Here is a 22,633-nt window from a genome sequence, read left to right as displayed (position 1 = left end):
AGTGTGTCCGGGGAAAGGGGAACTGCGGTCGTCAGCTGATTTGCGCAACAGCGCCCCTTTCGCACCTCTACGACACCCGTGAGGGCGTCTGACATGACTGAGTTCCTCAGTAAAACGCCAATTCGCTCCGCCAGTTATTTCTTTGGTTTCACTTTGGGTTGACTTGAGGCCAACTGGCAGCACCTTTTTTGATTAAGAAACCACGCAAGTAAAATACATTACCATCTGCGTCATTCATTTCTTTGAGAGCGCAGACAAAGGTGAATACCGTCTTTCCGATGTCCGCGCAGAATTATGCATCTCGCACGCCGATTGGCGCAAATATGCGCGAGCCTTTCTATACCCGCACAATTCTGAGGCCAGGAAAGCTCTAGCCGAGGTTGGTATGACCATCCGAAGCGAGGAAAGCGGGTACCAAAATGCCCGCAATTCGCCCTCTCCACCTTCCGCAAGGAAGCCAAGCGTCGGAAGGTCACGCTACGGGAGCAAAGCGACGATAGGGTTGGCCAAAATGGCTGACCCTCTTCCGAAGGTGCCTCGGCATCATCGGTCGGCAGCCAATCGCGCTCAACGTCGCTATGAACTCGAAGCCTTCAAGGCGGTCAACTCCGATCAACCTTGTGGCGTCCACGGGTGCGACCAGCGCCGCGATGGGGCATCCACCTACTGCCACACTCACTACAACCGGTCCCGCCGGTATGGCCGGGCGGTGGGTGATTTACCGACCCAAAAAGAACTTCGGGCACTCGAAGGTGCGCTGAGAGACTGGCTGTCAGCCGACCTCCTTACAACCGATGCCAGTAAGCGATCCTTTAAGCTGAACTGGGGGACCGCTCAACGCCGAATTCACAACCATCCAGCCTTCGCCATCCCCTTCTTCCGGCTCGAAGGAATCAGCGGGTACACACAAGCCGCTAAGGACTGGGTCATTCTAAGCCATTACTTCCACCGGCACCGTCTATGGCGGGGCAGGCGATGACAGCATCACCGCCGACGCCTTTTTGCCGACCTGCTTTACTGCGACGATGGCAACGACGCGATCGAGGGCGGTGCCTATGGAGACACGATCTTCGGCGGCGCGGGCAATGACCGGCTGATCGGCGGGTCGCAGGACGATCTGCTTTATGGTGACGAGGGCGACGACTACATCGACTCGACCTCGGACAACGCCACCATCTTCGGCGGCGACGGCAACGATACGATCCATGCCCAGTATGGCGGCGCGTTCGTCGATGCGGGCGCGGGAGACGACCAGATCTTTCTGGCGGCTATTCGGGCTCGGCGAAGTACATCGCCTACGGCCATGGCGCGGGCACCAACCACGTGCAGGATTTCAACCCGGATATCGACTATCTGTATCTGGGCGACATGAGCCCCGACGATCTGGTCTTTACCGCCACGGCAGACCCGAAGATCTGGGAGGTGACCATCGCGGGCGGCGACCCCGCCGACAAGATGGAGCTGGACTGGACCTATCACTGGAGCGACATCACCGCCGCCGATCTGCGGGCCCGCGCGCTTGGCAGCGGCACGTATACCGCCCCGGAGGATCTCAGCGTGGCGTACTTTACGGCCGGTTCGCGGATCGCGACCCCCGAGGGCCCGCAGCCCCTGACCGAACTGAGGCCCGGCGATCTGGTCCTGACCCTCGATCGCGGTCCGTGCCCGGTCAGGGACGTGCTGACGACCGATCTCGACCCCGCGACGCTGGCGCGGCATCCGGAACTGCGCCCGGTCGTGCTGGAGCCCTCGGCGCTTGGACCCGGACGACCCGACCGCCGGATGCACCCGTCGCCCCAGCATGGGGTGCTGATGCTGGCCGACGGGCGCGAGGTGCTGGTCCGCCCGCCATCTGGCCGAAGAACTGGGCCTGGCCCGTATCCAGAACCGGCGCCCCAACTCGCTGCACTATATCCACCTTCTGATGGACCCCCATGCCCTGGTGCAGGTCGATGGCGTCTGGAGCGAGAGCTTCCATGCCGGTCCCGAGATGCTGCGGATGCCCGGCCTCGCGCGCAGGCTCGGGGCAAAGGGACTGGTCGCGCCCTGCTCGGCGCGGGTCCGGCCGCTTCTGCCCCGGGCCGATCTGCGCCGCGCCGATGCCGTGACCCCCTGCGACCGATCTGAGGCGGGGCAAGACCCGAGGCCGCCTGTTGCGGGCCATGATCGTCAAGCGTCGCCCGGCTGCGGGCGGCTCAACGGCCGGTCAGATCGTGGCGGCCGAATAGCCCGCGTCTTCGATCGCGGCCGCGATCTCGGCCTCGGGCAGCGCGGTTTTGGTCTCGACCGTATGGGTTCCCAGATCGCAGGAAATCTCGGCCGACGGGTCGCGCTGAAGAATGGCCTTCTCGATGGCGGCGGAGCAATGGCCGCAGGTCATGTCGGGCACGCTGAATTTCATCTGGGAATCCTCCTGAGATCCGGAATTTCCCCCGTCATGCAGCTTCCAGCCGCAGGAAGGTCAAGCCCCGAATTGCCGCTGGCGCGGATCCCGCCCGGCCCCTGCCACCGGGACTGGACATCGCGGCGGTCGGCCACATTTTGACCCAGGCGGCCGCGGGGCGCCTTGCGCCGCGGGCAGGACCGCCAGGAGACCCGACATGAGCTGGAACCCGACCCAGGACCCCGAAAGCGGCGCGGCGGGCTGCGCCGCGCTGGAAACCCTCATCATTCCGCGCGCCCGCGACATCGGCGGCTTCGAGGTGCGCCGCGCGCTGCCTTCGCCAAAGCGGCAAATGGTCGGCCCGTTCATCTTCTTCGACCAGATGGGCCCTGCCGAATTCCTCACCGCGGGCGGGATCGACGTGCGCCCGCACCCGCATATCGGGCTTGGGACCGTCACCTATCTTTATCGCGGCGAATTCGAACACCGCGACAGCATCGGCAGCCATCAGATGATCTATCCGGGCGAGGTGAACTGGATGGTCGCGGGGCGTGGCGTGACCCATTCCGAACGGACCAGCCAGGCCACGCGCGGCACCAGGCATAGCCTGTTCGGCATCCAGACCTGGATCGCCCTGCCCGAGGATCGCGAAGAGACCGAGCCATCCTTCGAACATCACGGCAAGGACTCGCTGCCTGTGATCGAGGCGGGCGGCGCCGAGGCACGGCTGATCCTCGGCCGGGCCTATGGCGCCGAAAGCCCGGTGACGCTGCCGTCGGAAACCTTCTATCTCGATGTCGTGCTGGCGCCCGGAGCGCGCTTTCCGCTGCCCGACGACCACGAGGATCGCGGCATCCATGTCGCCGAGGGCTCGATCGAGGTGGCGGGCGATCGGTTCGAGGCCGGGCGCATGATGATCTTCCGCCCCGGCGACGCGATTTCCGTGACAGCCGGGCCAGAGGGCGCGCGGCTGATGGCGCTGGGCGGCGCGACGCTGAAGGGGCCGCGCTATATCTGGTGGAACTTCGTCTCGTCCTCGAAGGACCGCATCGCCCAGGCCCGGGCCGACTGGCAGGCCGCCGACTGGGCCAATGGCCCGTTCCACCTGCCGCCGGGGGACGAGGCCGAGTTCATCCCGATCCCGCCTGAACTGGACCGGACCCGCCCGCGCGACTGGAAATAAATGCGCGCTCAGGCCGGGCGCCGGTCCGGCGCTAGCGTCCGGGATCGGCGCCCGGTCAGCACGGCCCCGGTGCCGATGCCCAGCAAAAGCGCCCAGAACGGCGCGCCGATGCCCAGAAAGCCGATCCCCGACACCGTGGTCATGAAGGTCACCAGCGCCGCCTCGCGCCGCTCGGGCGCCGCCAGCGCCGCATGCAGGCTGGTGCCGATGGTGTTCAGCAGGGCCAGCCCGGCCACGGTGACCACCAGCGCCTTCGGCGCGATCAGGAAGAGACTGATCACCGCCGCCCCCATCAGTCCGACGAAGCAGTAGAGAAGCCCCGCGACCACCACCGCCCGGTAGCGGGTGTCGGGGTCGTCGTCCGCCTCGGGCCCGGCGCAGATCGCCGCCGTGATGGCCGCCAGGTTGAACGCATAGCCCCCGAAGGGCGCCAGCAGCAGCGTCGTCACCCCGGTCACCGTCACGCAGGCCGAAACCGGCGGCGCGTAGCCCGCCGCCCTCAGCGTCACGATGCCGGGCGTGTTCTGCGAGGCCATGGTGACGATGAAGAGCGGCAGGCCCACCCCGATCAGCACCGGCAGCGACAGCGCGGGCATCACGAAGACCGGGCGCGCCAGCGACAGATCGACCGCCGCGCCGCTGTCGAAGGCGCCGGTCACGGCACAGAAGACGCAGCCCGCCAGCAAGACCGCAGGGATCGCAAAGCGCGGGAAAAGGCGCCGCCCGGCCAGATAAACCGCGCCCATGACCGCAACCAGCGGCAGGTTGTCCTCTGTCGAGGCGAAGATGCCCAGCCCGAACTGGAAGAGGATGCCCGCCAGCATGGCATTGCCGATGGCATCGGGGATCAGATGCGACAGCTTCTCGAACCAGCCGGTCAGCCCGGTCAGCGTCAGCAAGAGCCCGCAGAAGACGAAGGCGCCGATGGCCTCGTTCACCGGCACGCCGTCGAGGCTGATCACCAGAAGCGCCGCGCCCGGTGTCGACCAGGCGGTCAGGATCGGCATCCGGTAGCGCAGCGACAGGATCAGGCCGCTGATCCCCATCCCGAGCCCCAGCGCCAGCATCCAGCTGTTGGCCTGCGCCTGGCTGGCGCCCAGCACGTCGATGGCCTGAAAGATGATCGCGACGCTGCTGGTATAGCCCAGCAGGACCGCGATGAAGCCCGCGACCAGATGCGAGAGTTTCAGCCCGAAAATCATTCCGCTCGTGCCTTTCCTGTGCCCCGGGGCTAGGACTGTGACGGAAGAGGCCCGGGTTCGGCCGTTATAACGGCCGGACGCTATAACGCACAAGAGCCGCGACAGGGATGACAGAGACGACGATCCGGATCCATCTCAGGGCCGCCCGCGCCCGGGCGGGGCTGAGCCTTGCGCAGGCCGCCGAGCTGACCGGGGTCAGCAAGGCCATGCTGGGTCAGATCGAACGCGGCGAATCGAGCCCCACCATCGCCACGCTCTGGAAGCTGGCGCGCGGCTTCCAGCTGCCCCTGACCGCGCTGATCGAGGATCTGGTGCAGACCACGGGCACCTTCACGCCCGCCGCGGCCCGGCCCTTGCGCTTCGAGGGCAGCATCGCCATGCGCACGATCTTTCCCTTCGACCCCGTCTTCGGGTCAGAGACCTTTCTGGTGACGCTCGACCCCGGCCAGGTCCACCTGTCGGCCGCGCATGATACCGGCGTGGTCGAGGATATCTTTGTCACGGAAGGCGCGGTCGAAGTGCTGCTGGACGACCTCTGGAAGCCCTGCCGGGCAGGCGACGGGCTGCGCTTTCCGGCCGACCGGGCGCATGGCTACCGCAATCCGGCCGACAGCCCGGCCGCGTTCCACAATACCCTGCACTATCCCAGAACCGCGCTGTTCGGACCGCCCGAAGACGCCTGACTGAAGGGCGCGGCGCCTGACGCCAAAACGGCGGCCCCTTTTCGGGGCCGCCGCATCGTGCCTGACAGGATCGACCTGCCGGATTACTTGCCGAGAGTGATGAAGCGGGTGTCATCCTCGATGAAGGTCTTGGGACCGATTTCGCCCGCATGGGACCCGAAGGGCATCTGGGCGATCAGCTTCCAGCTGGAGGGCACGCCAAAGGCCTCGGCCAGCGCAGCATCGGCCACCGGGTTGTAGTGCTGAAGGCTCGCGCCGATGCCTTCTTCGGCCAGAGCGGTCCAGACCGCCAGCTGCGCCATCCCGGCGGAATGGTTCGCAAACCCCGGGAACGCATCGGCATAAAGCGGGAACTGCTCCTGCAGGCCGCGGATCGTGTCCTGATCCTCGTAGAACAGCACCGTGCCCGCGCCGGCGGCAAATCCGGCCATCTTGGCGGCGGTCGGCGCGAAGGCGTCCTCGGGAACGATCTTGCGCAGCTCGGCCTCGATCAGCGACCAGACCTTCTCGCTTTCAGCGCCGAACAGGATGACCGCCCGAGAACTTTGCGAGTTGAACGAGGAGGGCGCGTGACGGATCGCCGCCTTGATCAACTCTTCGACTGCATCGGTCGGGATCGGGAGGGTCTTGCCAAGAGCATATTGGGTTCGGCGTTTGGACAGCAGGTCGAGCGTCTTGTTGGACATGGGGGATCTCCTGAGGGGGGAATGGGTTCGAGCCTATGTATTCGCGAACGCAAACCTGCTTCAATGGCAACCGCTGTTCCATTGCGCACAGAGGGCGTGCTTTACCGGGCGGGAAGACCGGCGCGGGGCTCTTGACAGGCGACATCGCCTCTCCCTGCCCCGGAACTCTGCGGACTGGCGGTCGCCTCGGGGCCCGTTACGCGTGCCTGACAGGGCCCGCCTGAGGGCCTAAAGCAGCCGACGCAGCAGCCAGACCGGCCCGGCGACAAGGCCAAGCAGCAGCGCCGCCTCGGTCGGACGTCCCTCGGCCAGGAGCGCCATGCCACCAGCGGCCAGTGCCGCCAGGGTCAGCGTCGGGGCCCTGCGCCACCGCAGCGCCAGCGCCCCGGCCAGCGCCAGCGCCACCAGACCGAGGGCCATGGCCAGCGGCCGCGCCATCGCCCTCAGTTCCGGCGGCACGGCGATCTCGGGTCCGAGGGGGCCCAGAAGGCCCGACAGCAGCAGACCGCCGCCCGCCGCTACGACAAGACCCGCCACGATGGCGGGAGCGGCGGGCCGCAGGCGCGCGCCGACCCGCCGCGCGGTCCGGGCGAGCGCGGCGCGGTTGGTGCGCAACTCGAACACCCCGGCCGCGACAAGGGCCGCCAGGAACGGCAAGAGCGTATAGACCGCGCGATAGAGGATCAGCGCGGCCAGCGCATCGGCCCGGCCATGCGCCCCGGTCGCGGTCAGGATCGTGGCCTCGAAAACACCAAGGCCGCCCGGCGAATGGCTGAGAATCCCCAGACTGATGGCAATGCCGAAGACCGCCAGGAATTCGAGAAAGCCGATCGATAGGTCGGGCGGGTAAAGCACGTGCAGCACCAGCCCCGACGCGACCAGATCGAACACCACCGCACCCGTCAGCGCCACCGCCGTGCCGAAACCGGGCATCGGAATGCGCCGCCCGAAGACCTGGACCGGGCGGCCTGCGCGCAGGCGGATCGCCCCCCAGATCAGCGCCGTCAGGGCCAGGAGCGACAGACCGATCACGGTCTGCAGCAGCGGCGAAAGCGGCAGAACGCCCTCGATACTGGCCGGATGCACGGCAAGGACCGCGCCATAAAGCACCAGCGCCCCAAGCGAATAAGCAAGGCTGTTATGGGCAAACAGCACCGCCACCTGCGAGGCGCCCAGCCCGAAGACCGAATAGGCCCGGTAGCGGACCCCGACGCCGGTCACATAGGCGGCGCCCAGAAGGTTCGAGACCGCCGTCGCCGCCGCCCCGGTGGCCACCGACACCCGCCCCGGCACCCGACCCGGCGCGATCTCTTTCAGGCACAGCAGATCGAGCGCCCCGATAAAGACGAAACTGACGAGCGTTCCCAGCACCGCAAGCGCGATCTGCGTCCGCGTCACGGCCTGCAAGCCATCGGTGATCTCGGAAAACTCGATCTGGTGCGTGGCATCGCGCAGCAACCAGACCGCGATACCGATGAAGGCCGCCGTCAGCAGCAGGCGGCCCGCGCGCGCCAGTTTCCCGCGCGGGGCCGGATCGGCCCGGCTTGTCATGCGCTCTGTCACCCGCGCTCCCTCGTTTTCGTCTCACTGGCCTCAGAGCGGCCGGGCCCATCCCTTTTCGCCCCCGGACCGAAGGCCGGACCGGTCGCGGCAAGGCTGTCTGCGGCGCACTATGACATGCACCGGTTTCGGGGCGTCTCAACCCCTGTTGCGTCATTCCCGGGTGATGGCGAAAGGAAAAACACCCCCCTGACCGGGCACGGCCTCTCCCCGCCCCCGCGCCCGTCCCGGCGGGCGGCTTTGTTCCCGTGAATTTTCGGGCTGGACCAGCACGCGGCAAACCGCCACTGACATTTCCTCTTGCATCGCCCCATATCCAGTCCGAAACCCCCGCTATCAGTCAGAGAGGTGCAACATGCCGTCCCTACGGAAGCTCATCGGCCAGGGAGGCCGGATCGCGCTCTTTTTGCTGGCGCTCTATCTTGTCGTGCTGTGCGGGCTGCTGATCGGCCCGACCTTCACGGCGGTCTGTATTCTGGTGCTGGCCGTGGTCGGGGGCTGCGCGCTGTACCTGCGCAACCCGGACCGCGCGGATCGCTGGATGAGCGCCCTGCCGCGGCGGACCCGTCGCGAGACCGCGCCCGCCGCCGAGCCCGGCCCGGTCGTCCCCTCGTCCGCAACCGAACTCTCGGACCGGCCGGTCCAGCTGCCCGCGCTCCGCGACCCCGCGCTCGACCGCGAGGCCGAGCGGCCGAAAAGACGGACCATGCTCGATACGCTGGGCTGGGAAACACCCGCCGCGATGGCGCGCGACTTCGCCGTGCTGGGCCTCGCGGGCCTCGGGCTGGCAATCGTGGGCTACACCCTGCCGGCCTGGCCGGTCCTGTCCTGGATCGCCGGGTTGCTGAAGGTCCTGGGCGTGCTGCTGGTGCTTTTCAGCTCGGGCGTTCTCTACTCGTTCGGGCGCGAGTTGTTCTGGCGCGGCCGCGGCTAGGCCGCCGGCCTGCCCACTGTCCACCGGGCGCAGCCCAAGCGTCGCCGGCCACGTGGTCCGGTTGCGCGCCGGTGCGACGGCCGTTAGCCAATACAGCGCCGATCCTCCGAGACATGTCCCTGAATTCAAAGGGACTTTCCATAAACCATTTAACTACAAACTATAATTATTATAGAAAAAGCAACACTTCCGATCTACCCCCTCTGTCAACCTATGCGTTTGGAGGAGTTCATGATGTTCGGCCGGTCTCAGCGAAACAGCGCGGCGAAGGATAAAGCCGATCTGGCGCAGGCGTTCTTCGCGGTGATCGACCGCACGCAGGCGACGATCCAGTTCAGGCCGGACGGCACGATCATCACCGCCAATGCGAACTTCCTCAAAGCCCTCGGCTATACCGAGGCCGAGATCGCCGGGCGGCACCATTCGATGTTCGTGGACCCCGACTACGTCAAGACCCCTGCCTACAAGGCGTTCTGGGAAGGTCTGGGCAGCGGTCAATCCTTCACCGACCAGTTTCCGCGGATCCGGAAAAACGGCTCGATCATCTGGATCCAGGCGACCTATGCCCCCTGCCTCGATGAGAACGGCCACACCACCCGGGTGATCAAAATCGCGACCGACATCACCGAACGGCACAGTGGCATCGAAGAGATCGCGAAGGGACTGCAACGGCTTCAGTCCGGCGATCTTTCGCACCGCGTGCCGGGATCGGGCCTGCCGGATATCGCCGCGCTGGCCGATGCCTATAACAGCGCCGTCGGCCAGCTTTCGACCACCATTGCAACGGTAAAGGACGTCTCCAGCATCGTCGAACGGACGGCTCAGGAAGTCGGCCAGGCCTCGTCCGACCTGTCGCGGCGGACCGAAACCCAGGCCGCCACGCTGGAAGAAACCGCCGCCGCCATCGATGAACTGACGGCGACGGTTCGGGGCGCGGCCAGCGCCATCAAGGATGTCGAGCAGTCGGCCGACCGCGCCATGGCCACGGCCGAAAGCGGTGGCCGGGTCGTCGGAGACGCGGTCGAGGCGATGGCACGGATCGATACCTCGTCCAAGAAGATCTCGCAGATCCTCTCGGTCATGAAGGACATCGCCTTCCAGACGAACCTTCTGGCGCTCAACGCCGGGGTCGAGGCCGCCCGCGCGGGCGAAGCCGGGCGCGGCTTTGCCGTGGTCGCCTCCGAGGTGCGGGCCCTGGCCCAGCGCTCGGGCGAGGCCTCGGGGGAGATCAGCGCGCTGGTTCAGGAAAGCACCCAAAACGTCAAGCTTGGGGTCGGGCTGGTGAACAATGCCGGCAGCGAGCTGACCCGGATCATCGAGGCTGTGTCCGGCATGCGCGAACATATCTCGCAGATCGCGTCGGGCGCTTCGGAACAGGCGATCACGCTGAACGAGATCAACACCGGCGTCGGTCAGCTCGACACCGTGACCCAGCAGAACGCGGCGATGGTCGAACAGGCGACCGCCGCCAGCCAGGGCCTGGCGTCGGAGGCACGCGAGCTTGCGGCGCAGGTGTCGATCTTCCGCACCGCCAATGACGGGTATCCGGCAGCGGGCTCGGTGGTGCCGTTCCGCGCGTCGAACGCCGCCTGAGATCAAGAAGCGAAAGATCCCGGCGGCGGGCCGGCCGGGATCGCGTCGGGTTGGGGGGCGGGCCTTGCCCGCCTGATGTGCCTCGCTTCTGCGGCCCCGGCATCGTCTCGCACCCCATGCACGAAGTCTGTCGTGACCGGGATGGCGGCCCCTCAGGCGTCTGAGCCCAAGAGACCGGCCCCGACGACGCCTGCAGGTCCAGCCTGTCGGCCAAAAGGCGGCAACCCGATCGGGACGGTTGCGGAAGGATCGGGCGCGGCCCCCGCCGCTAGAGAACCCGGAAAACCTTGTCGCGGGCGGTTTGGCCGCGCACGAGGTCCAGCCGGGACTTCGGAACGCCCAGCGCCTTGGCCAGAAGCTTCGTTACCGCCGCATTGGCCTTGCCATCCTCGGGGACCACGGTGACGTAGACCCTGATCTGCCCCTCCTCGGCCAGAATCCGGTCGCGCGAGGCGCGGGGCGTCACCCGCACCGCGATCTCGGTGCCGGGCACCGCCAGATGGGTCAGATCTGTCATGCCCGCCTTGCTGCCCCGGCCACGGCGGCGCGTCAAGCCGGGCTTGAACCCCGCCCCCGACCGCCGCCATATAGGCGCAAAGAGGAGGTGGCCCATGCCAGACCCGCGCCCCGAGGTGCTCGACTTCCTGCTGACCCGCCGGTCGCGCCCCGCCAAGACCCTGGCCTCGCCGGGTCCGACCCGGGACGCGCTGATCCCGATCCTGACCGCCGCGGCCCGCAGCCCCGATCACGGCAAGCTCGAACCCTGGCGCTTTGTCGTGCTGGAAAAGCCCGCGCTGACCCGGCTCGAGGTGCTGGTCCGGACCCGGGGCGCCGCCCTTGGCCAGCCCGAGGAGGCCATTGCCAAGGCCGCCTCGGCCTATGCGCGAAGCCCCTTGGCGGTCGTCGTCGTCTCGGCGCCGAAGTCCTCGGCCAAGGTGCCCGAGATCGAACAGATCCATTCCGCCGGCGCCGTGTGCCTGGCGCTTCTGAACGCGGCACTTGCCTCGGGCTGGGGCGCCAACTGGCTGACCGGCTGGCCCGCCCATGACCGCGGCTTCCTGGCCGAGGGGCTGGGGCTCGCCGACACCGAAACCGTGGTGGGCATCGTCCATATCGGCACCGAAACGGCGGCTCCGCCCGAGCGGCCGCGCCCCGACATTGCTGCAATCACCGAATGGGTGTCCGAATGATCCTGACCGCCTTTCTCAAGACGCTGGGCCAGATCGGCGACCGCGCGTTCCGCCGGGTGCTGTTTCTGGGCGTCGGCCTGTCGGTGCTGCTGCTGGCGGCGATCTATGCCGTGATCTTCGTCCTGATCGGCTGGCTGGTCCCCGACAGCTTTACCCTGCCCTGGATCGGCGAAATCCACTGGGTCGACGAGATCCTGTCGGGTGCCTCATTCCTGCTGATGATCGTGATGTCGGTGTTCCTGATGGTGCCGGTGGCCTCGGCCTTCACGGGCATCTTCCTTGACGACGTGGCCGAGGCGGTCGAGGCACGCCACTATCCGACCCTGCCCCCAGTCGCCCCGATCCCGGTCTTCGACCAGATCCGCGACAGCCTTGGATTTCTCGGCGTCGTGCTGGCGGTCAACCTGGTGGCTCTGGTGCTGTACTTCTTCGTCGGGCCGTTCGCGCCGTTCCTGTTCTGGGCGGTGAACGGCTTCCTTCTGGGGCGCGAGTATTTTCAGATGGCGGCGATGCGGCGGCTTGGCCGGCAGGGCGCGCGGAACCTGCGCCGCCGCCATGGCGCGACGATCTTTGTGGCCGGGCTGCTGATGGCGGTGCCGCTGAGCCTGCCGCTGGTGAACCTCGTCATCCCGATCCTGGGCGCGGCGGTCTTCACCCATCTGGTGAACCGCCTGATCGTCGCGCGCCCTGCAACGGCCTGAGCGCCACCCTTCGCCGTTGCGGCGGCCCCCGGCGATTGGTAATGGCACCTTACCAAAGCGAGGGAAGGCCATGCCCGTCATCACCACGATCGAAGACCTGCACCGGATCTACAAGCGCCGCGTGCCCAAGATGTTCTACGACTACTGCGAGACGGGCAGCTGGACCGAACAGACGTTCCGCGACAACAGTTCGGATTTCGCAAGGATCCGGCTGCGCCAGCGGGTCGCGGTCGACATGGAGGGCCGCTCGACCGCCACGCAGATGGTCGGACAGGATGTCGCGATGCCGGTCGCGCTGGCGCCCGTCGGGCTGACCGGCATGCAGGCCGCCGATGGCGAGATCAAGGCCGCCCGCGCCGCCGAGAAGTTCGGCGTGCCCTTCACGCTGTCCACCATGTCGATCTGTTCCATCGAGGATGTCGCGGCCCATACCGAAAAGCCGTTCTGGTTCCAGCTTTACGTGATGCGCGACCAGGAGTACCTCGCGAACCTGATCCAGCGGGCCAAGGACGCCCGCTGTTCGGCGCTGGTGCTGACGCTCGATCTGCAGATCCTCGGCCAGCGGCACAAGGATCTCAAGAACGGGCTGTCGGCCCCGCCCAAGATGACCCTCCCGACCATGGCCAACCTGGCCACCAAATGGGGCTGGGGGCTCGAGATGCTGCAAACGAAACGCCGCTTTTTCGGCAACATCATCGGACACGCCAAGGGCGTCACCGACGCCTCGTCGCTGGTCGACTGGACGGCCGGCAATTTCGATCCGCGGCTCGACTGGTCGCAGGTGAAGAAGCTGAAGGAGGATTGGGGCGGCAAGCTGATCCTCAAGGGCATTCTCGATGCCGAGGACGCGAAGCGCGCGCTTGATGTCGGGGCCGATGCCATTGTCGTGTCGAACCATGGCGGGCGGCAGCTCGACGGAGCGCTCAGTTCGATCCGCGCCCTGCCCTCGATCCTGCGCGCCGTGGGCGACCAGATCGAGGTGCATGTCGACGGCGGCATCCGGTCCGGGCAGGACGTGCTGAAGGCGGTCGCACTGGGGGCCAAGGGCACCTATATCGGCCGCGCCTTCATCTACGGGCTGGGCGCGATGGGCGAGCCGGGCGTGACCCGGGCGCTGGAGGTGATCCACAAGGAGCTCGACACCACCATGGCGCTGTGCGGGCGCAAGAATATCGCCGGGCTCGACCGCGACATCCTGCTGGTGCCGAAGGATTTCGAGGGCGACTGGGTCTGAACCGGGCCTGAACCTTGTCTGATCCGGGCTTCAGCGGCCCATTTTCCCCCTTCCAATCCGGCCCCGGCTCGGCTATGGGCACGGCTTCATCGGGCATACACCCTTGGAGGATGCCCACAACCTTAGGAGAATAGACCAATGGCTGGTGAGATCCCTGATCTTAACGCCACGGTACGGACGGGGACAGGCAAGGGGGCCGCTCGTCAAGCACGCCGTGAGAACCTTGTCCCCGGTATCGTCTATGGCGGCGGCGCCGAACCGCTTCCGATCAACCTCAAGTACAACGAGCTGCTGAAGCGCCTGAAAGCCGGCCGCTTCCTGTCGACGCTGTTCAACCTGAAAGTTGACGGTCAGGAAGACGTGCGGGTGATCTGCCGCGGCGTTCAGCGCGACGTGGTCAAGGACCTGCCGACCCATGTGGACCTGATGCGGTTGCGCCGCACCTCGCGGATCAACCTCTACATCCCGGTCGAATTCGTGGGCGAAGAGAAATCCCCGGGCCTCAAGCGCGGCGGCGTTCTGACCGTGGTCCGGCCCGAGGTCGAACTGGTGGTCACCGCCGGCGACATCCCGGAGAAACTGACGGTCGACGTCTCGGCGCTGAACATCGGCGACATCGTCCACATCTCGGACATCGCGCTGCCCGAAGGCACCACGCCGACCATCACCGGCCGCGACTTCGTGATCGCCAACATCTCGGCGCCGTCGGGCCTGCGCTCGGCCGAAGACGAGGAAGAGGCTGCCGAGGAGTAATCGGCTGCTGCTGGCGCATCGCCGCAAGCTTTCAACGAACGGGGCCCTCGGGGCCCCGTTTTGCTTTGGCGGCTAGCGCAGCATCGCAGGGTCGCGCGGCGGGGCATCGGGATCGATCGACCCGAACAGCCCCGGCAGCCGCAGGCAGAACCGGTGGATCTGCGCCGCCTCGGAACTGCCTGCCTGGGTCGAGACACCCTCGGGCCACCAGGCCGCCTGCAGCGCCTCCTGGCTTTCGGCGTCGATCCGGGGCCGAAGATAGCGCCGTTCGAATTCCGCGATCCAGCCCAGTTGGAACCACAGCGTCTGACGATCTGCCGACCAGGTGCCTGGGCCATCCTCATGATCGAGGCGGCGCCAGTGCTGGCCGATCATGTCGCGCGCCCAGGCCGCACAAAGGATGCCCGCCTGCAGCCGCGCCGTCGCCACCCCGTCCGACAGCGTGGCAGGATCGGCGCCCCAGTCACCCGTCACGGCAGCCTCGAACTGCGGGTCCATCGCAAGCGGCACGGCTCGCGCATCGCCGGCCCCGCCAAGGACCGTCATCAGTGCGATCAGGCCGTGCAGGGGAAACCACAGGAAGAGAACTCGGACCGGGTCACGCATGGGAATGCCTCGCCGTCTGGATCGACCCCAGCCATGGGGCTTGACAGACAGAGTAGGCACAGGGGCGTTGCCAAAGGGTTTCTCCCCCTCGGCCCCGGAGCAACGCGCGCAGTTCGGGGCGCGTCGGCAACGCCCGCGCCCCTTCTACAAGACTGAGTCCGAAGGCTATTCGAGAAGTTCGGAGCCCCCCGCGACACTGTGTGGTCCCGAGGGGGTCGCTTCAGCTCAGGGCCTGCACCGATTCGAAGATTTCCAGCTCGGGCGGTTCCAGATACATGTCGGACGGCCCCTTGGCGCCCTTATGCGCCGCGCGGAAGGCCTCGGATTTCGTCCAGGCCGTAAAGGCGGCCTCGCTCTCCCAGAAGGTATGCGAGGCGTAAAGCCGGTAGGTCTCCTTGTCGGGACCCTTAAGCAGGTGAAACCCGACGAACCCCGGCACCGTCTTCAGATGGCTGTCGCGCGTCTTCCAGACCTCCTCGAACGCCTCCTCTGATCCCGGCTTCACCTTGAAACGGTTCATCGTCAGATACATGGGTCGCTTCCTCGTTCCCGATCCGGCCGGTTCTGGCCTTTTGCCGCAGTTCAGGGCATCAAGGACGAAAGAGCAAGCGGCAGGAGATCACGAATGCGTCTCTTCGTGGGCCTCGGGAATCCGGGCGCGCAATATGCGGGCAACCGGCACAATATCGGCTTCATGGCGGTCGACCGGATCGCCGGGGACCATCACTTTTCGCCCTGGCGGGCCAAGTTCAAGGGCCAGACCGCCGAAGGGCGGCTGGGCCCCGAGAAGGTGGTCCTGCTGAAGCCCGAAACCTACATGAACCTGTCGGGCGACGCGGTGCAGGCGGCGGTGCAGTTCTACAAGCTCACCCCCGCCGATGTGACCGTGTTTCATGACGAACTGGACCTCGCGCCCGGCAAGTGCCGGCTGAAATCGGGCGGCGGGCATGCGGGCCATAACGGGCTGCGCTCGATCCACCAGCATCTGGGGCCGGATTACGAGCGCGTGCGGCTGGGCATCGGCCACCCGGGGCACAAGGACCGGGTTTCGGGCTATGTGCTGTCCGATTTCGCCAAGGCCGACCGCGACTGGCTGGACGATCTGCTGCGCGGTATCTCGGACGGCGCCGCCGATCTGGCACGGGGCGATGGCGCCAGGTTTCTGAATGCTGTGGCGCTGCGGATCGCGCCTGCGCGAAACGGGGCCTCGGCCGGGGCACACGCACCGGCGCCGAAACCCGCCGCCCCGCCGCCCGAGCCGTCCGAGGACCCGCGCTCGGCCCTGCAAAAACTTGCCGACCGGTTCCGCTAGAATGAACCTGCGGGCCGCCTGCACCGATCAGGCCGCCGCCTGCGCGCGGCTGGGATCGCCCTTCACCGCAGGGCTTCTGCGGCTTGCGGCCGAGCGGCTGCAGCCCGGCTGCGCGGTCGCGGACCGGCTGCTGGGCTGGGAGGGTACGCTGGGCGCGGGCGGGCAATCGGTGCCACTGAGGCTCGCGGGCGCCCTGCACGGGCTGGTGCTGTCGGGCGCGGCGCCCGGTCTGGCCGCGCTTTACCCGCCCGTCGATCCCGACCCGGACGGCCTCTGGGCAGAGATCGAGGCCGCCTTCACGACCCACGAGACCCAACTGATGCGCTGGCTCGACAGCCCGCCCCAGACCAACGAGGTGCGCCGCTCGGCGGTGCTGAGCGCGGCGGGTCACTGGCTGACGGCGGCAACGGGGTTGCCGCTGGTGCTGTCCGAGATCGGCGCGAGCGCCGGGCTGAACCTGAACTGGGACCGCTACGCGCTGGATCTGCCCGAGGGGTCCTATGGGCCGGCCGATGCCCGGCTGCGCCTCGCCCCGGACTGGCAGGGCCCCGCCCCGCCGCGGGCCGTCCCCCGGGTGATCGCCCGGCGCGGCGTCGATCTGAACCCGATCGCGGGACACACGCCCGAGGGCGCGCTGCGGCTCCGGGCCTATCTCTGGCCCGACCAGCCCGACCGGCGCCGCCTGACGGATGCGGCCCTGGCCGAGCCCCCTGCCCCGGTCGACCGCGAGGACGCCCTGCCCTGGCTGACCCGGCGGCTGGCGGACCCGCGTCCCGGCGCGCTGCACATGATCTTTCATACCGTGGCCTGGCAGTACCTGCCCGAGGCGGCACGCGCCCAGGGCGAGCGGCTGATCGCCGAGGCCGGCGCCCGGGCCACCGAGACCGCGCCGCTGGCCCGGGTCGAGATGGAAGCCGATGGTGGCGACGGCGCGGCGCTTCGGATCACGCTCTGGCCCGGCGGAACCCCGCGCGCCGTCGGCCGCGCCGATTTTCACGGCCGCTGGGTCCGCTGGACCCCGGCAGACACACCCGACGACAGGGAAGGACGGACATGACAGACCGCAAGGCTCCCTCGCTGAACGTCTTTGGCGGACGGCTCGACCCCTGTTCGGCCGCGCCGCTGACCGGGTTCTATCGCAACGGCTGTTGCGACACCGGCCCCGAGGATGCCGGCAGCCATACGGTCTGCGCGGTGATGACCGCCGAATTCCTCGCCTATTCGAAATATGTCGGCAACGACCTGACCACGCCGCGCCCCGAATTCGGCTTTCCGGGCCTGACCCCGGGCGACTGCTGGTGCCTGTGCGCCGCGCGCTTCCTGCAGGCCCATGACGAGGGCTGCGCGCCGCGGGTCAAGCTGACCGCCACCCATCGCGCCGCGCTGGAGGTGGTGCCGCTCGAGGTGCTGACGCTGCACGCCGACGACGGCTGAGGTCCGCGCCCCGCCTGACCCGGTCCCGGCAGGGCGCGTGCTCGCGCCCCGCTCTCGGATCGGCCCTCAGGCCTCGTCCATTCCGAAGCCCAGATAGCGCGCCACGGCAAAGATGTCCTTGTCGCCCCGGCCGCACATGTTCATGCAGATCAGGTGATCGGCCGGCAGCCCGGGCGCGATCTTCATCACATGGGCCAGCGCGTGGCTGGGCTCCAGCGCGGGAATGATGCCCTCGGTCTCGCAGGACAGCTGGAACGCGGCCAGCGCCTCGCGGTCGGTGACCGAAACATATTCGGCCCGCCCGATATCGTGCAGCCAGGCATGTTCCGGCCCGATGCCCGGATAGTCGAGCCCGGCCGAGATCGAGTGCCCCTCCAGGATCTGCCCGTCCTCGTCCTGCAACAGATAGGTGCGGTTGCCATGCAGCACGCCCGGACGCCCACCGGTCAGCGAGGCGCAATGTTCCATCCGGTCGTCAACGCCATGCCCGCCGGCCTCGACTCCGATGATCCGGACCGAGGCATCGTCGAGGAAGGGATAGAACAGCCCCATGGCGTTCGACCCGCCGCCGATGGCCGCGATGATGGTGTCGGGCAGACGGCCCTCGGCCTCCTGCATCTGGGCCTTGGCCTCGGTGCCGATGATCGACTGGAAGTCGCGCACCATGGCCGGATAGGGATGCGGCCCCGCCACCGTGCCGATGCAGTAGAACGTGTCGCGGACATTGGTCACCCAATCCCGGAGCGCGTCGTTCATCGCGTCCTTCAGCGTGCCGCGGCCCGAGGTGACCGGCACCACCTCGGCCCCCAAGAGGCGCATGCGGAAGACGTTGGGCTTTTGGCGCTCGACATCGGTCGCGCCCATGTAGACCACGCATTTCAGACCGAACTTGGCGCAGACCGTCGCGGTCGCGACCCCATGCTGCCCGGCGCCCGTCTCGGCGATGATCCGGGTCTTGCCCATGCGGCGGGCCAGAATGATCTGGCCCAGCACGTTGTTGATCTTGTGCGCGCCGGTATGGTTCAGCTCGTCCCGCTTGAAATAGACCTTGGCCCCGCCCAGCCGTTCGGTCAGCCGTTCGGCAAAGTACAAGGGCGAGGGGCGGCCGACATAGTGCTTCCAGAGGAAGTCCATCTCGGCCCAGAAGCTGTCATCGGTCTTGGCGTGCTCGTATTGCGCCTCGAGCTCCAGGATCAGCGGCATCAGTGTCTCGGAGACGAAGCGGCCGCCGAAGATGCCGAACCGGCCGTTCTCGTCGGGGCCGGTCTTGTAGGAATTCAGGATGTCATCGGGCATGGGAGCCTCCCGCGCGGGTCTGTCGCCCTTGCCTACTGGCGCGGACCGCGCGCGGCAAGGGGTCAGCGCCCGTTTGCGGCCCCGTTTCCGGTCTCGCGGCAGAAGATCCGCGTCGCGGCGCCGTAACAGACCCCGCCCTCGCGCCCGCCCAGCGACACGTCGGCCATGGCGAACAGCACCTTGTCCTGATAGTCGAGCGAGATCATCGACCGGATCAGCTCGGCACACTGGGTGCGGCCAAGCTTGCAGGTCGCCAGCAGAACGGCGCTGGCCGGGTTGCTTTGCGTATCGGGCTCGGCACGGTCGATCCGGTCCAGCAGCTGCGTCTCGAGCGCGGCCTCGAAATCGGCCTCGGTCGGCTTGGTAAAGGCCAGAGCCAGCCCGGCCACCGCCAGCAACGCGATCAGTCCCAGAAGTCCCTTCATGTTCTCTCCTTGCCGCCCGCGGCGGCGATGAACCGGCCCATCAGGGCCTCGTCCTTGACCCCGGGGGCCGATTCGACCCCCGACGACACGTCGACCTGCTGCGCGCCGGTCAGCGCGATGGCCTCGGCGACATTGCCGGGCGTGAGCCCACCCGCCAGCATCCACGGCACCGGCCAGCGCCGCCCGGCGATCAGCCGCCAGTCGAAGGCCAGCCCGTTGCCGCCCGGCAGGGCCGCATCCTTCGGCGGCTTGGCATCGACCAGGATCTGATCGGCGACCCGGGCATGATCCGCCAGGGCGGGCAGATCGGCCTCGTCCGCCACGCCGACCGCCTTCATCACCGGCAGCCCGAACCGGGCGCGCAGCTCGGCCACGCGATCGGGGCTTTCGTGCCCGTGCAGCTGCAGCATGTCGATCGGCACGCGGTCGAGCAGCGCCTCTAGCGCCGCGTCGTCCGCATCGACGGTCAGCGCGACCTTGGCAAGACCCGGCGGCACCGCCATGGCCAGCGCGCGCGCCGTCTCGATCTCCAGATGGCGGGGGGATCTGGGGAAGAAGACGAAGCCCAGATAGGACGCGCCCAGCCGCGCCGCAGCCTCGACGGCGGCGGGCGAGGTCAGCCCGCAGATCTTGACCCGGATACTGTCTGACATGGCCGGCCCCTAGCGGGTGCCGCCCTTCTCGATCAGGGCCAGCACGTCGTCATGCCCGTCGTTGCGGCGCTTTTCGGCCTGAAGCCGGTCAAGCTCGCGCTGCATCCGCGCCGTCTCGCGCCGCTGCCGCGACGCAACCGAGCGGTGCTTGCTTTCGCGCAGCCACTCCCAGAAAAAGCCGATCAGCAGGCCCAGCAGCATGCCGCCAAAGCCCACGACATAAAGCGGCACCTCGGCGGTGAACTGGAAACCGGAATAGGTCGCCAGTTCGCCGGGCAACAGGGTCACCGAGACCGGGTCGAGATTGGCGGTCGCCACAACCACGAGGCAGATGGCGAGAAGGACGAGAAACAGGTAGCGGATCAGGCGCATAGCGGAGACTCGGTTGTTATTTTCCGTTCAGCCGATCACGTAGCAGCTTGCCGGTCTTGAAGAAAGGCACGCATTTCTCGTCGACCTGCACCGACTCGCCGGTGCGCGGATTGCGCCCGGTGCGCGAGTCGCGCTGCTTGACCGAGAACGCGCCGAAACCGCGCAACTCCACCCGATCGCCCCGCGCCATGGCCGAGATGATCTCTTCGAAGATGGTATTCACAATTCTCTCGACATCCCGCTGATAAAGATGCGGGTTCTCTTCTGCAATTTTCTGGATCAATTCCGAACGGATCATTTGATGTCTGTCCCTAGGTCAAGGCCATTGCCGATTATGCGCAGCTGAGGCTTGCGGACTATAGCCGCGAAATGCGCGGCTGCGAAACAGAAACCCATTGAAAAGACGGGTGAAAGCCCCTGAAACACCTCAAGGTTGCAAAGCGGGGGCTGCCAATCCGGAATTGACTTCGCCAAGCACGGATGACGCCCGGGCAAAAGCCGCGACTCGGCGCCTGCGATTCGCAAAAAAGAACGGCTCCGCAAAGGTTGCGGAGCCGTTCCCGTTCAGCACAGGGTCGCGATCAGCGATCTTCGCCTTTCAGCGCGGCGCCCAGAATGTCGCCCAGCGAGGCACCCGAATCCGAGCTGCCATACTGTTCGACGGCTTCCTTCTCTTCGGCGATCTCGCGCGCCTTGATCGACAGGCCCAGACGGCGGGTCTTGGTGTCGATGTTGGTCACGCGGACGTCGACATGGTCGCCCACCTGGAAGCGCTCGGGGCGCTGTTCGGACCGGTCACGCGACAGATCCGAGCGGCGGATGAAGGATTTCATGCCTTCGTATTCCACCTCGATGCCGCCATCCTCGATCGCCGTCACGGTGACGGTGATGATCGAGCCGCGTTTCACGCCGCCAACGGCTTCGGCAAAGGGGTCGCCTTCAAGCGCCTTGACCGACAGCGAGATGCGTTCCTTGTCGGTATCCACCTCGGTGACCACGGCACGCACCATGTCGCCCTTGCGGTATTCCTGGATCGCCTCTTCGCCGCGCTGGTCCCAGCTGAGGTCGGAGAGGTGAACCATGCCGTCGATGTCGTTGTCGAGACCGATGAACAGACCGAATTCGGTGATGTTCTTGACCTCGCCCTCGACCTCGGTGCCGATCGGGTGGGTCTCCGAGAAGACCTCCCACGGGTTGCGCATGGTCTGTTTCAGGCCCAGCGACACGCGGCGCTTGGCGGTGTCGATCTCCAGCACCATGACGTCGACTTCCTGAGAGGTCGAGACGATCTTGCCGGGATGGACGTTCTTCTTGGTCCAGGACATTTCCGAGACGTGGACCAGACCCTCGACACCAGGCTCCAGCTCGACGAAGGCGCCGTAGTCGGTGATGTTGGTCACGCGGCCCTTGTGGACGGTGCCCAGCGGGAATTTCCGCTCGACCGAATCCCACGGGTCGGCCTGCAGCTGTTTCATGCCGAGGCTGATACGATGGGTTTCCTTGTTGATCTTGATGACCTGAACCTTGACGGTCTCGCCGATCGACAGGATTTCCGACGGGTGGTTGACCCGGCGCCAGGCCATGTCGGTGACGTGCAGCAGGCCGTCGACACCGCCGAGATCGACGAAGGCGCCGTATTCGGTGATGTTCTTGACCACGCCGTCAACGGCATCGCCCTCGTTGAGCTTGCCGATGATTTCGGCGCGCTGCTCGGCACGGGACTCTTCGAGGATCGCGCGGCGCGAGACCACGATATTGCCGCGGCGGCGGTCCATCTTGAGGATCTGGAACGGCTGTTTCAGGCCCATCAGCGGGCCGGCATCGCGCACCGGACGCACATCGACCTGAGACCCGGGCAGGAACGCCACGGCGCCGCCAAGGTCGACCGTGAAGCCGCCCTTGACGCGGCCGAAGATCGCGCCTTCGACGCGGGAATCCTCGGCATAGGCTTTTTCCAGACGGTCCCAGGCTTCTTCGCGACGGGCCTTGTCACGGCTGATGACGGCTTCGCCCCGGGCGTTTTCGACACGATCCAGGTAGACCTCGACCTCATCGCCGACGGTGACTTCGGGGGCCTCGCCCGGATTGGAGAATTCCTTCAGATCGACGCGGCCTTCCATCTTGTAGCCGACGTCGATGATGGCCTGACCCGCCTCGATGGCGATGATCTTGCCGCGGACAACGCTGCCTTCGGACGGCGTGTCGATTTCGAAGCTTTCGTTGAGGAGGGCTTCGAAGTCCTCCATGGATGCGCTTTGAGCCATGTGGTCTCAGGTTTCCTTTACGATCTGTTTTCTGGCCGGGCGGTTGTCTCCGCCGGTCTTGGATTGGTCAGTGCGGGCGCCGTTCCGTATAACAAAGAGGGCCGGAGAACGTCCGACCCCTGCTCGCCTTCGCCACCGGCGTTTTCGCCTTTTTCGACGCGCGCTCTAA

The 22,633-nt window shown here is 66.9% G+C and carries 25 protein-coding genes and 2 pseudogenes; 14 read left to right on the top strand and 13 right to left on the bottom strand.

Annotation, left to right across the window (positions count from 1 at the left end; genetic code table 11):
• Positions 1–1,009: 1,009 nt before the first annotated feature.
• The 3 genes and pseudogenes from BYZ73_RS24165 to BYZ73_RS24155 form a co-directional block, all read left to right on the top strand.
• The gene (locus BYZ73_RS24165) at positions 1,010–1,372 is read left to right on the top strand and encodes a calcium-binding protein (RefSeq protein WP_181498046.1); all 363 of its coding nucleotides are present in this window, start codon (positions 1,010–1,012) and stop codon (positions 1,370–1,372) included.
• Positions 1,369–1,821 (top strand): annotated as a pseudogene (locus tag BYZ73_RS24160) (Hint domain-containing protein); the annotation flags it as partial. The gene BYZ73_RS24165 and the pseudogene BYZ73_RS24160, both read left to right, overlap by 4 nt.
• Positions 1,822–1,852: 31 nt before the next feature.
• Positions 1,853–1,924 (top strand): annotated as a pseudogene (locus BYZ73_RS24155) (hypothetical protein); the annotation flags it as partial.
• 282 nt (positions 1,925–2,206) lie between these two features.
• On the opposite strand, the gene BYZ73_RS12665 reads toward BYZ73_RS24155, so the two are convergent.
• Positions 2,207–2,401 (bottom strand): heavy-metal-associated domain-containing protein, encoded by a 195-nt coding sequence (locus BYZ73_RS12665; RefSeq protein WP_112316223.1) that lies wholly within the window; start codon positions 2,399–2,401, stop codon positions 2,207–2,209.
• A 199-nt stretch (positions 2,402–2,600) separates the two neighbouring features.
• Between BYZ73_RS12665 and BYZ73_RS12660 the strand changes: the two genes are divergently transcribed.
• The gene (locus BYZ73_RS12660; protein WP_112316222.1) at positions 2,601–3,566 is read left to right on the top strand and encodes a pirin family protein; all 966 of its coding nucleotides are present in this window, start codon (positions 2,601–2,603) and stop codon (positions 3,564–3,566) included.
• Between the two features lie 8 nt (positions 3,567–3,574).
• On the opposite strand, the gene BYZ73_RS12655 is transcribed toward BYZ73_RS12660, so the two are convergent.
• Positions 3,575–4,768 (bottom strand): benzoate/H(+) symporter BenE family transporter, encoded by a 1,194-nt coding sequence (locus tag BYZ73_RS12655; protein ID WP_112316221.1) that lies wholly within the window; start codon positions 4,766–4,768, stop codon positions 3,575–3,577.
• Between the two features lie 107 nt (positions 4,769–4,875).
• On the opposite strand from BYZ73_RS12655, the gene BYZ73_RS12650 reads away from it, so the two are divergent.
• Entirely contained in the window at positions 4,876–5,451 is a 576-nt protein-coding gene (locus BYZ73_RS12650) for a helix-turn-helix domain-containing protein (RefSeq protein WP_112316220.1), read from the top strand.
• Between the two features lie 83 nt (positions 5,452–5,534).
• On the opposite strand, the gene BYZ73_RS12645 is transcribed toward BYZ73_RS12650, so the two are convergent.
• A complete protein-coding gene (locus BYZ73_RS12645; protein WP_108023737.1) occupies positions 5,535–6,137 on the bottom strand; it encodes a nitroreductase family protein in 603 nt (200 codons plus the stop codon).
• Positions 6,138–6,365: 228 nt separating this feature from the next.
• Positions 6,366–7,700, bottom strand: a complete 1,335-nt coding sequence (locus tag BYZ73_RS12640; RefSeq protein ID WP_146746294.1) for a putative bifunctional lysylphosphatidylglycerol flippase/synthetase — start codon at positions 7,698–7,700, stop codon at positions 6,366–6,368.
• 352 nt (positions 7,701–8,052) lie between these two features.
• Between BYZ73_RS12640 and BYZ73_RS12635 the strand changes: the two genes are divergently transcribed.
• Both BYZ73_RS12635 and BYZ73_RS12630 read left to right on the top strand, forming a co-directional pair.
• Entirely contained in the window at positions 8,053–8,631 is a 579-nt protein-coding gene (locus BYZ73_RS12635) for a hypothetical protein (RefSeq protein ID WP_112316218.1), read from the top strand.
• A gap of 234 nt (positions 8,632–8,865) precedes the next feature.
• Positions 8,866–10,224: a methyl-accepting chemotaxis protein gene (locus BYZ73_RS12630; RefSeq protein ID WP_108023743.1), complete on the top strand. Its 1,359-nt coding sequence runs from the start codon at positions 8,866–8,868 to the stop codon at positions 10,222–10,224.
• Positions 10,225–10,492: 268 nt separating this feature from the next.
• On the opposite strand, the gene BYZ73_RS12625 is transcribed toward BYZ73_RS12630, so the two are convergent.
• Positions 10,493–10,741, bottom strand: a complete 249-nt coding sequence (locus BYZ73_RS12625; RefSeq protein WP_108024427.1) for a DUF167 domain-containing protein — start codon at positions 10,739–10,741, stop codon at positions 10,493–10,495.
• A gap of 94 nt (positions 10,742–10,835) precedes the next feature.
• On the opposite strand from BYZ73_RS12625, the gene BYZ73_RS12620 reads away from it, so the two are divergent.
• The 4 genes from BYZ73_RS12620 to BYZ73_RS12605 all read left to right on the top strand — a co-directional run bounded on the left by BYZ73_RS12620 (position 10,836) and on the right by BYZ73_RS12605 (position 14,102).
• Positions 10,836–11,414: a nitroreductase family protein gene (locus tag BYZ73_RS12620; protein ID WP_112316217.1), complete on the top strand. Its 579-nt coding sequence runs from the start codon at positions 10,836–10,838 to the stop codon at positions 11,412–11,414.
• Positions 11,411–12,115, top strand: a complete 705-nt coding sequence (locus BYZ73_RS12615) for an EI24 domain-containing protein (RefSeq protein ID WP_108023747.1) — start codon at positions 11,411–11,413, stop codon at positions 12,113–12,115. The genes BYZ73_RS12620 and BYZ73_RS12615 overlap by 4 nt, the downstream gene beginning before the upstream one ends.
• 70 nt (positions 12,116–12,185) lie before the next feature.
• Complete coding sequence (locus tag BYZ73_RS12610) at positions 12,186–13,349, top strand: alpha-hydroxy acid oxidase (RefSeq protein ID WP_108023749.1); 1,164 nt, start codon at positions 12,186–12,188, stop codon at positions 13,347–13,349.
• 138 nt (positions 13,350–13,487) lie between these two features.
• The gene (locus BYZ73_RS12605; RefSeq protein WP_108023751.1) at positions 13,488–14,102 is read left to right on the top strand and encodes a 50S ribosomal protein L25/general stress protein Ctc; all 615 of its coding nucleotides are present in this window, start codon (positions 13,488–13,490) and stop codon (positions 14,100–14,102) included.
• Between the two features lie 72 nt (positions 14,103–14,174).
• Here BYZ73_RS12605 and BYZ73_RS12600 read toward each other — a convergent pair whose 3' ends face one another.
• Together BYZ73_RS12600 and hmuQ are read right to left on the bottom strand one after the other, a co-directional pair.
• The gene (locus BYZ73_RS12600) at positions 14,175–14,708 is read right to left on the bottom strand and encodes a hypothetical protein (RefSeq protein ID WP_108023753.1); all 534 of its coding nucleotides are present in this window, start codon (positions 14,706–14,708) and stop codon (positions 14,175–14,177) included.
• Positions 14,709–14,928: 220 nt separating this feature from the next.
• The gene (gene hmuQ / locus BYZ73_RS12595) at positions 14,929–15,240 is read right to left on the bottom strand and encodes a heme-degrading protein HmuQ (protein WP_108023755.1); all 312 of its coding nucleotides are present in this window, start codon (positions 15,238–15,240) and stop codon (positions 14,929–14,931) included.
• 93 nt (positions 15,241–15,333) lie between these two features.
• On the opposite strand from hmuQ, the gene pth reads away from it, so the two are divergent.
• From pth to BYZ73_RS12580, 3 genes are read left to right on the top strand one after another with little or no spacing between them, the layout of a single operon-like run.
• Positions 15,334–16,020, top strand: coding sequence for an aminoacyl-tRNA hydrolase (gene pth / locus BYZ73_RS12590; RefSeq protein WP_112316216.1), 687 nt, complete (start codon positions 15,334–15,336; stop codon positions 16,018–16,020).
• Between the two features lies 1 nt (position 16,021).
• Positions 16,022–17,077: a DUF2332 domain-containing protein gene (locus BYZ73_RS12585; protein WP_112316215.1), complete on the top strand. Its 1,056-nt coding sequence runs from the start codon at positions 16,022–16,024 to the stop codon at positions 17,075–17,077.
• Positions 17,074–17,454, top strand: coding sequence for a DUF2237 family protein (locus tag BYZ73_RS12580; protein ID WP_112316214.1), 381 nt, complete (start codon positions 17,074–17,076; stop codon positions 17,452–17,454). The genes BYZ73_RS12585 and BYZ73_RS12580 overlap by 4 nt, the downstream gene beginning before the upstream one ends.
• Positions 17,455–17,520: 66 nt before the next feature.
• Here BYZ73_RS12580 and trpB read toward each other — a convergent pair whose 3' ends face one another.
• The 6 genes from trpB to rpsA form a co-directional block, all read right to left on the bottom strand.
• The gene (gene trpB / locus BYZ73_RS12575) at positions 17,521–18,750 is read right to left on the bottom strand and encodes a tryptophan synthase subunit beta (RefSeq protein ID WP_112316213.1); all 1,230 of its coding nucleotides are present in this window, start codon (positions 18,748–18,750) and stop codon (positions 17,521–17,523) included.
• A 62-nt stretch (positions 18,751–18,812) separates the two neighbouring features.
• Positions 18,813–19,175, bottom strand: a complete 363-nt coding sequence (locus BYZ73_RS12570; RefSeq protein ID WP_108023765.1) for a hypothetical protein — start codon at positions 19,173–19,175, stop codon at positions 18,813–18,815.
• Positions 19,172–19,828 (bottom strand): phosphoribosylanthranilate isomerase, encoded by a 657-nt coding sequence (locus BYZ73_RS12565; RefSeq protein ID WP_112316212.1) that lies wholly within the window; start codon positions 19,826–19,828, stop codon positions 19,172–19,174. Before BYZ73_RS12565 ends, BYZ73_RS12570 begins: the two co-directional genes overlap by 4 nt.
• A gap of 9 nt (positions 19,829–19,837) precedes the next feature.
• Positions 19,838–20,200, bottom strand: a complete 363-nt coding sequence (locus tag BYZ73_RS12560; RefSeq protein ID WP_108023769.1) for a lipopolysaccharide assembly protein LapA domain-containing protein — start codon at positions 20,198–20,200, stop codon at positions 19,838–19,840.
• Positions 20,201–20,216: 16 nt separating this feature from the next.
• Entirely contained in the window at positions 20,217–20,498 is a 282-nt protein-coding gene (ihfB, locus tag BYZ73_RS12555) for an integration host factor subunit beta (RefSeq protein ID WP_075786777.1), read from the bottom strand.
• 283 nt (positions 20,499–20,781) lie between these two features.
• Positions 20,782–22,464: a 30S ribosomal protein S1 gene (rpsA, locus tag BYZ73_RS12550; protein ID WP_112316211.1), complete on the bottom strand. Its 1,683-nt coding sequence runs from the start codon at positions 22,462–22,464 to the stop codon at positions 20,782–20,784.
• Positions 22,465–22,633: the final 169 nt, after the last annotated feature.

The sequence above is a fragment of the Rhodovulum viride genome (genome assembly GCF_003265965.1).
GTDB lineage: Bacteria > Pseudomonadota > Alphaproteobacteria > Rhodobacterales > Rhodobacteraceae > Rhodovulum > Rhodovulum kholense.
Note: the sequence above shows the minus strand (reverse complement) of the source record. Positions and strands in the feature narration are given on the sequence as shown.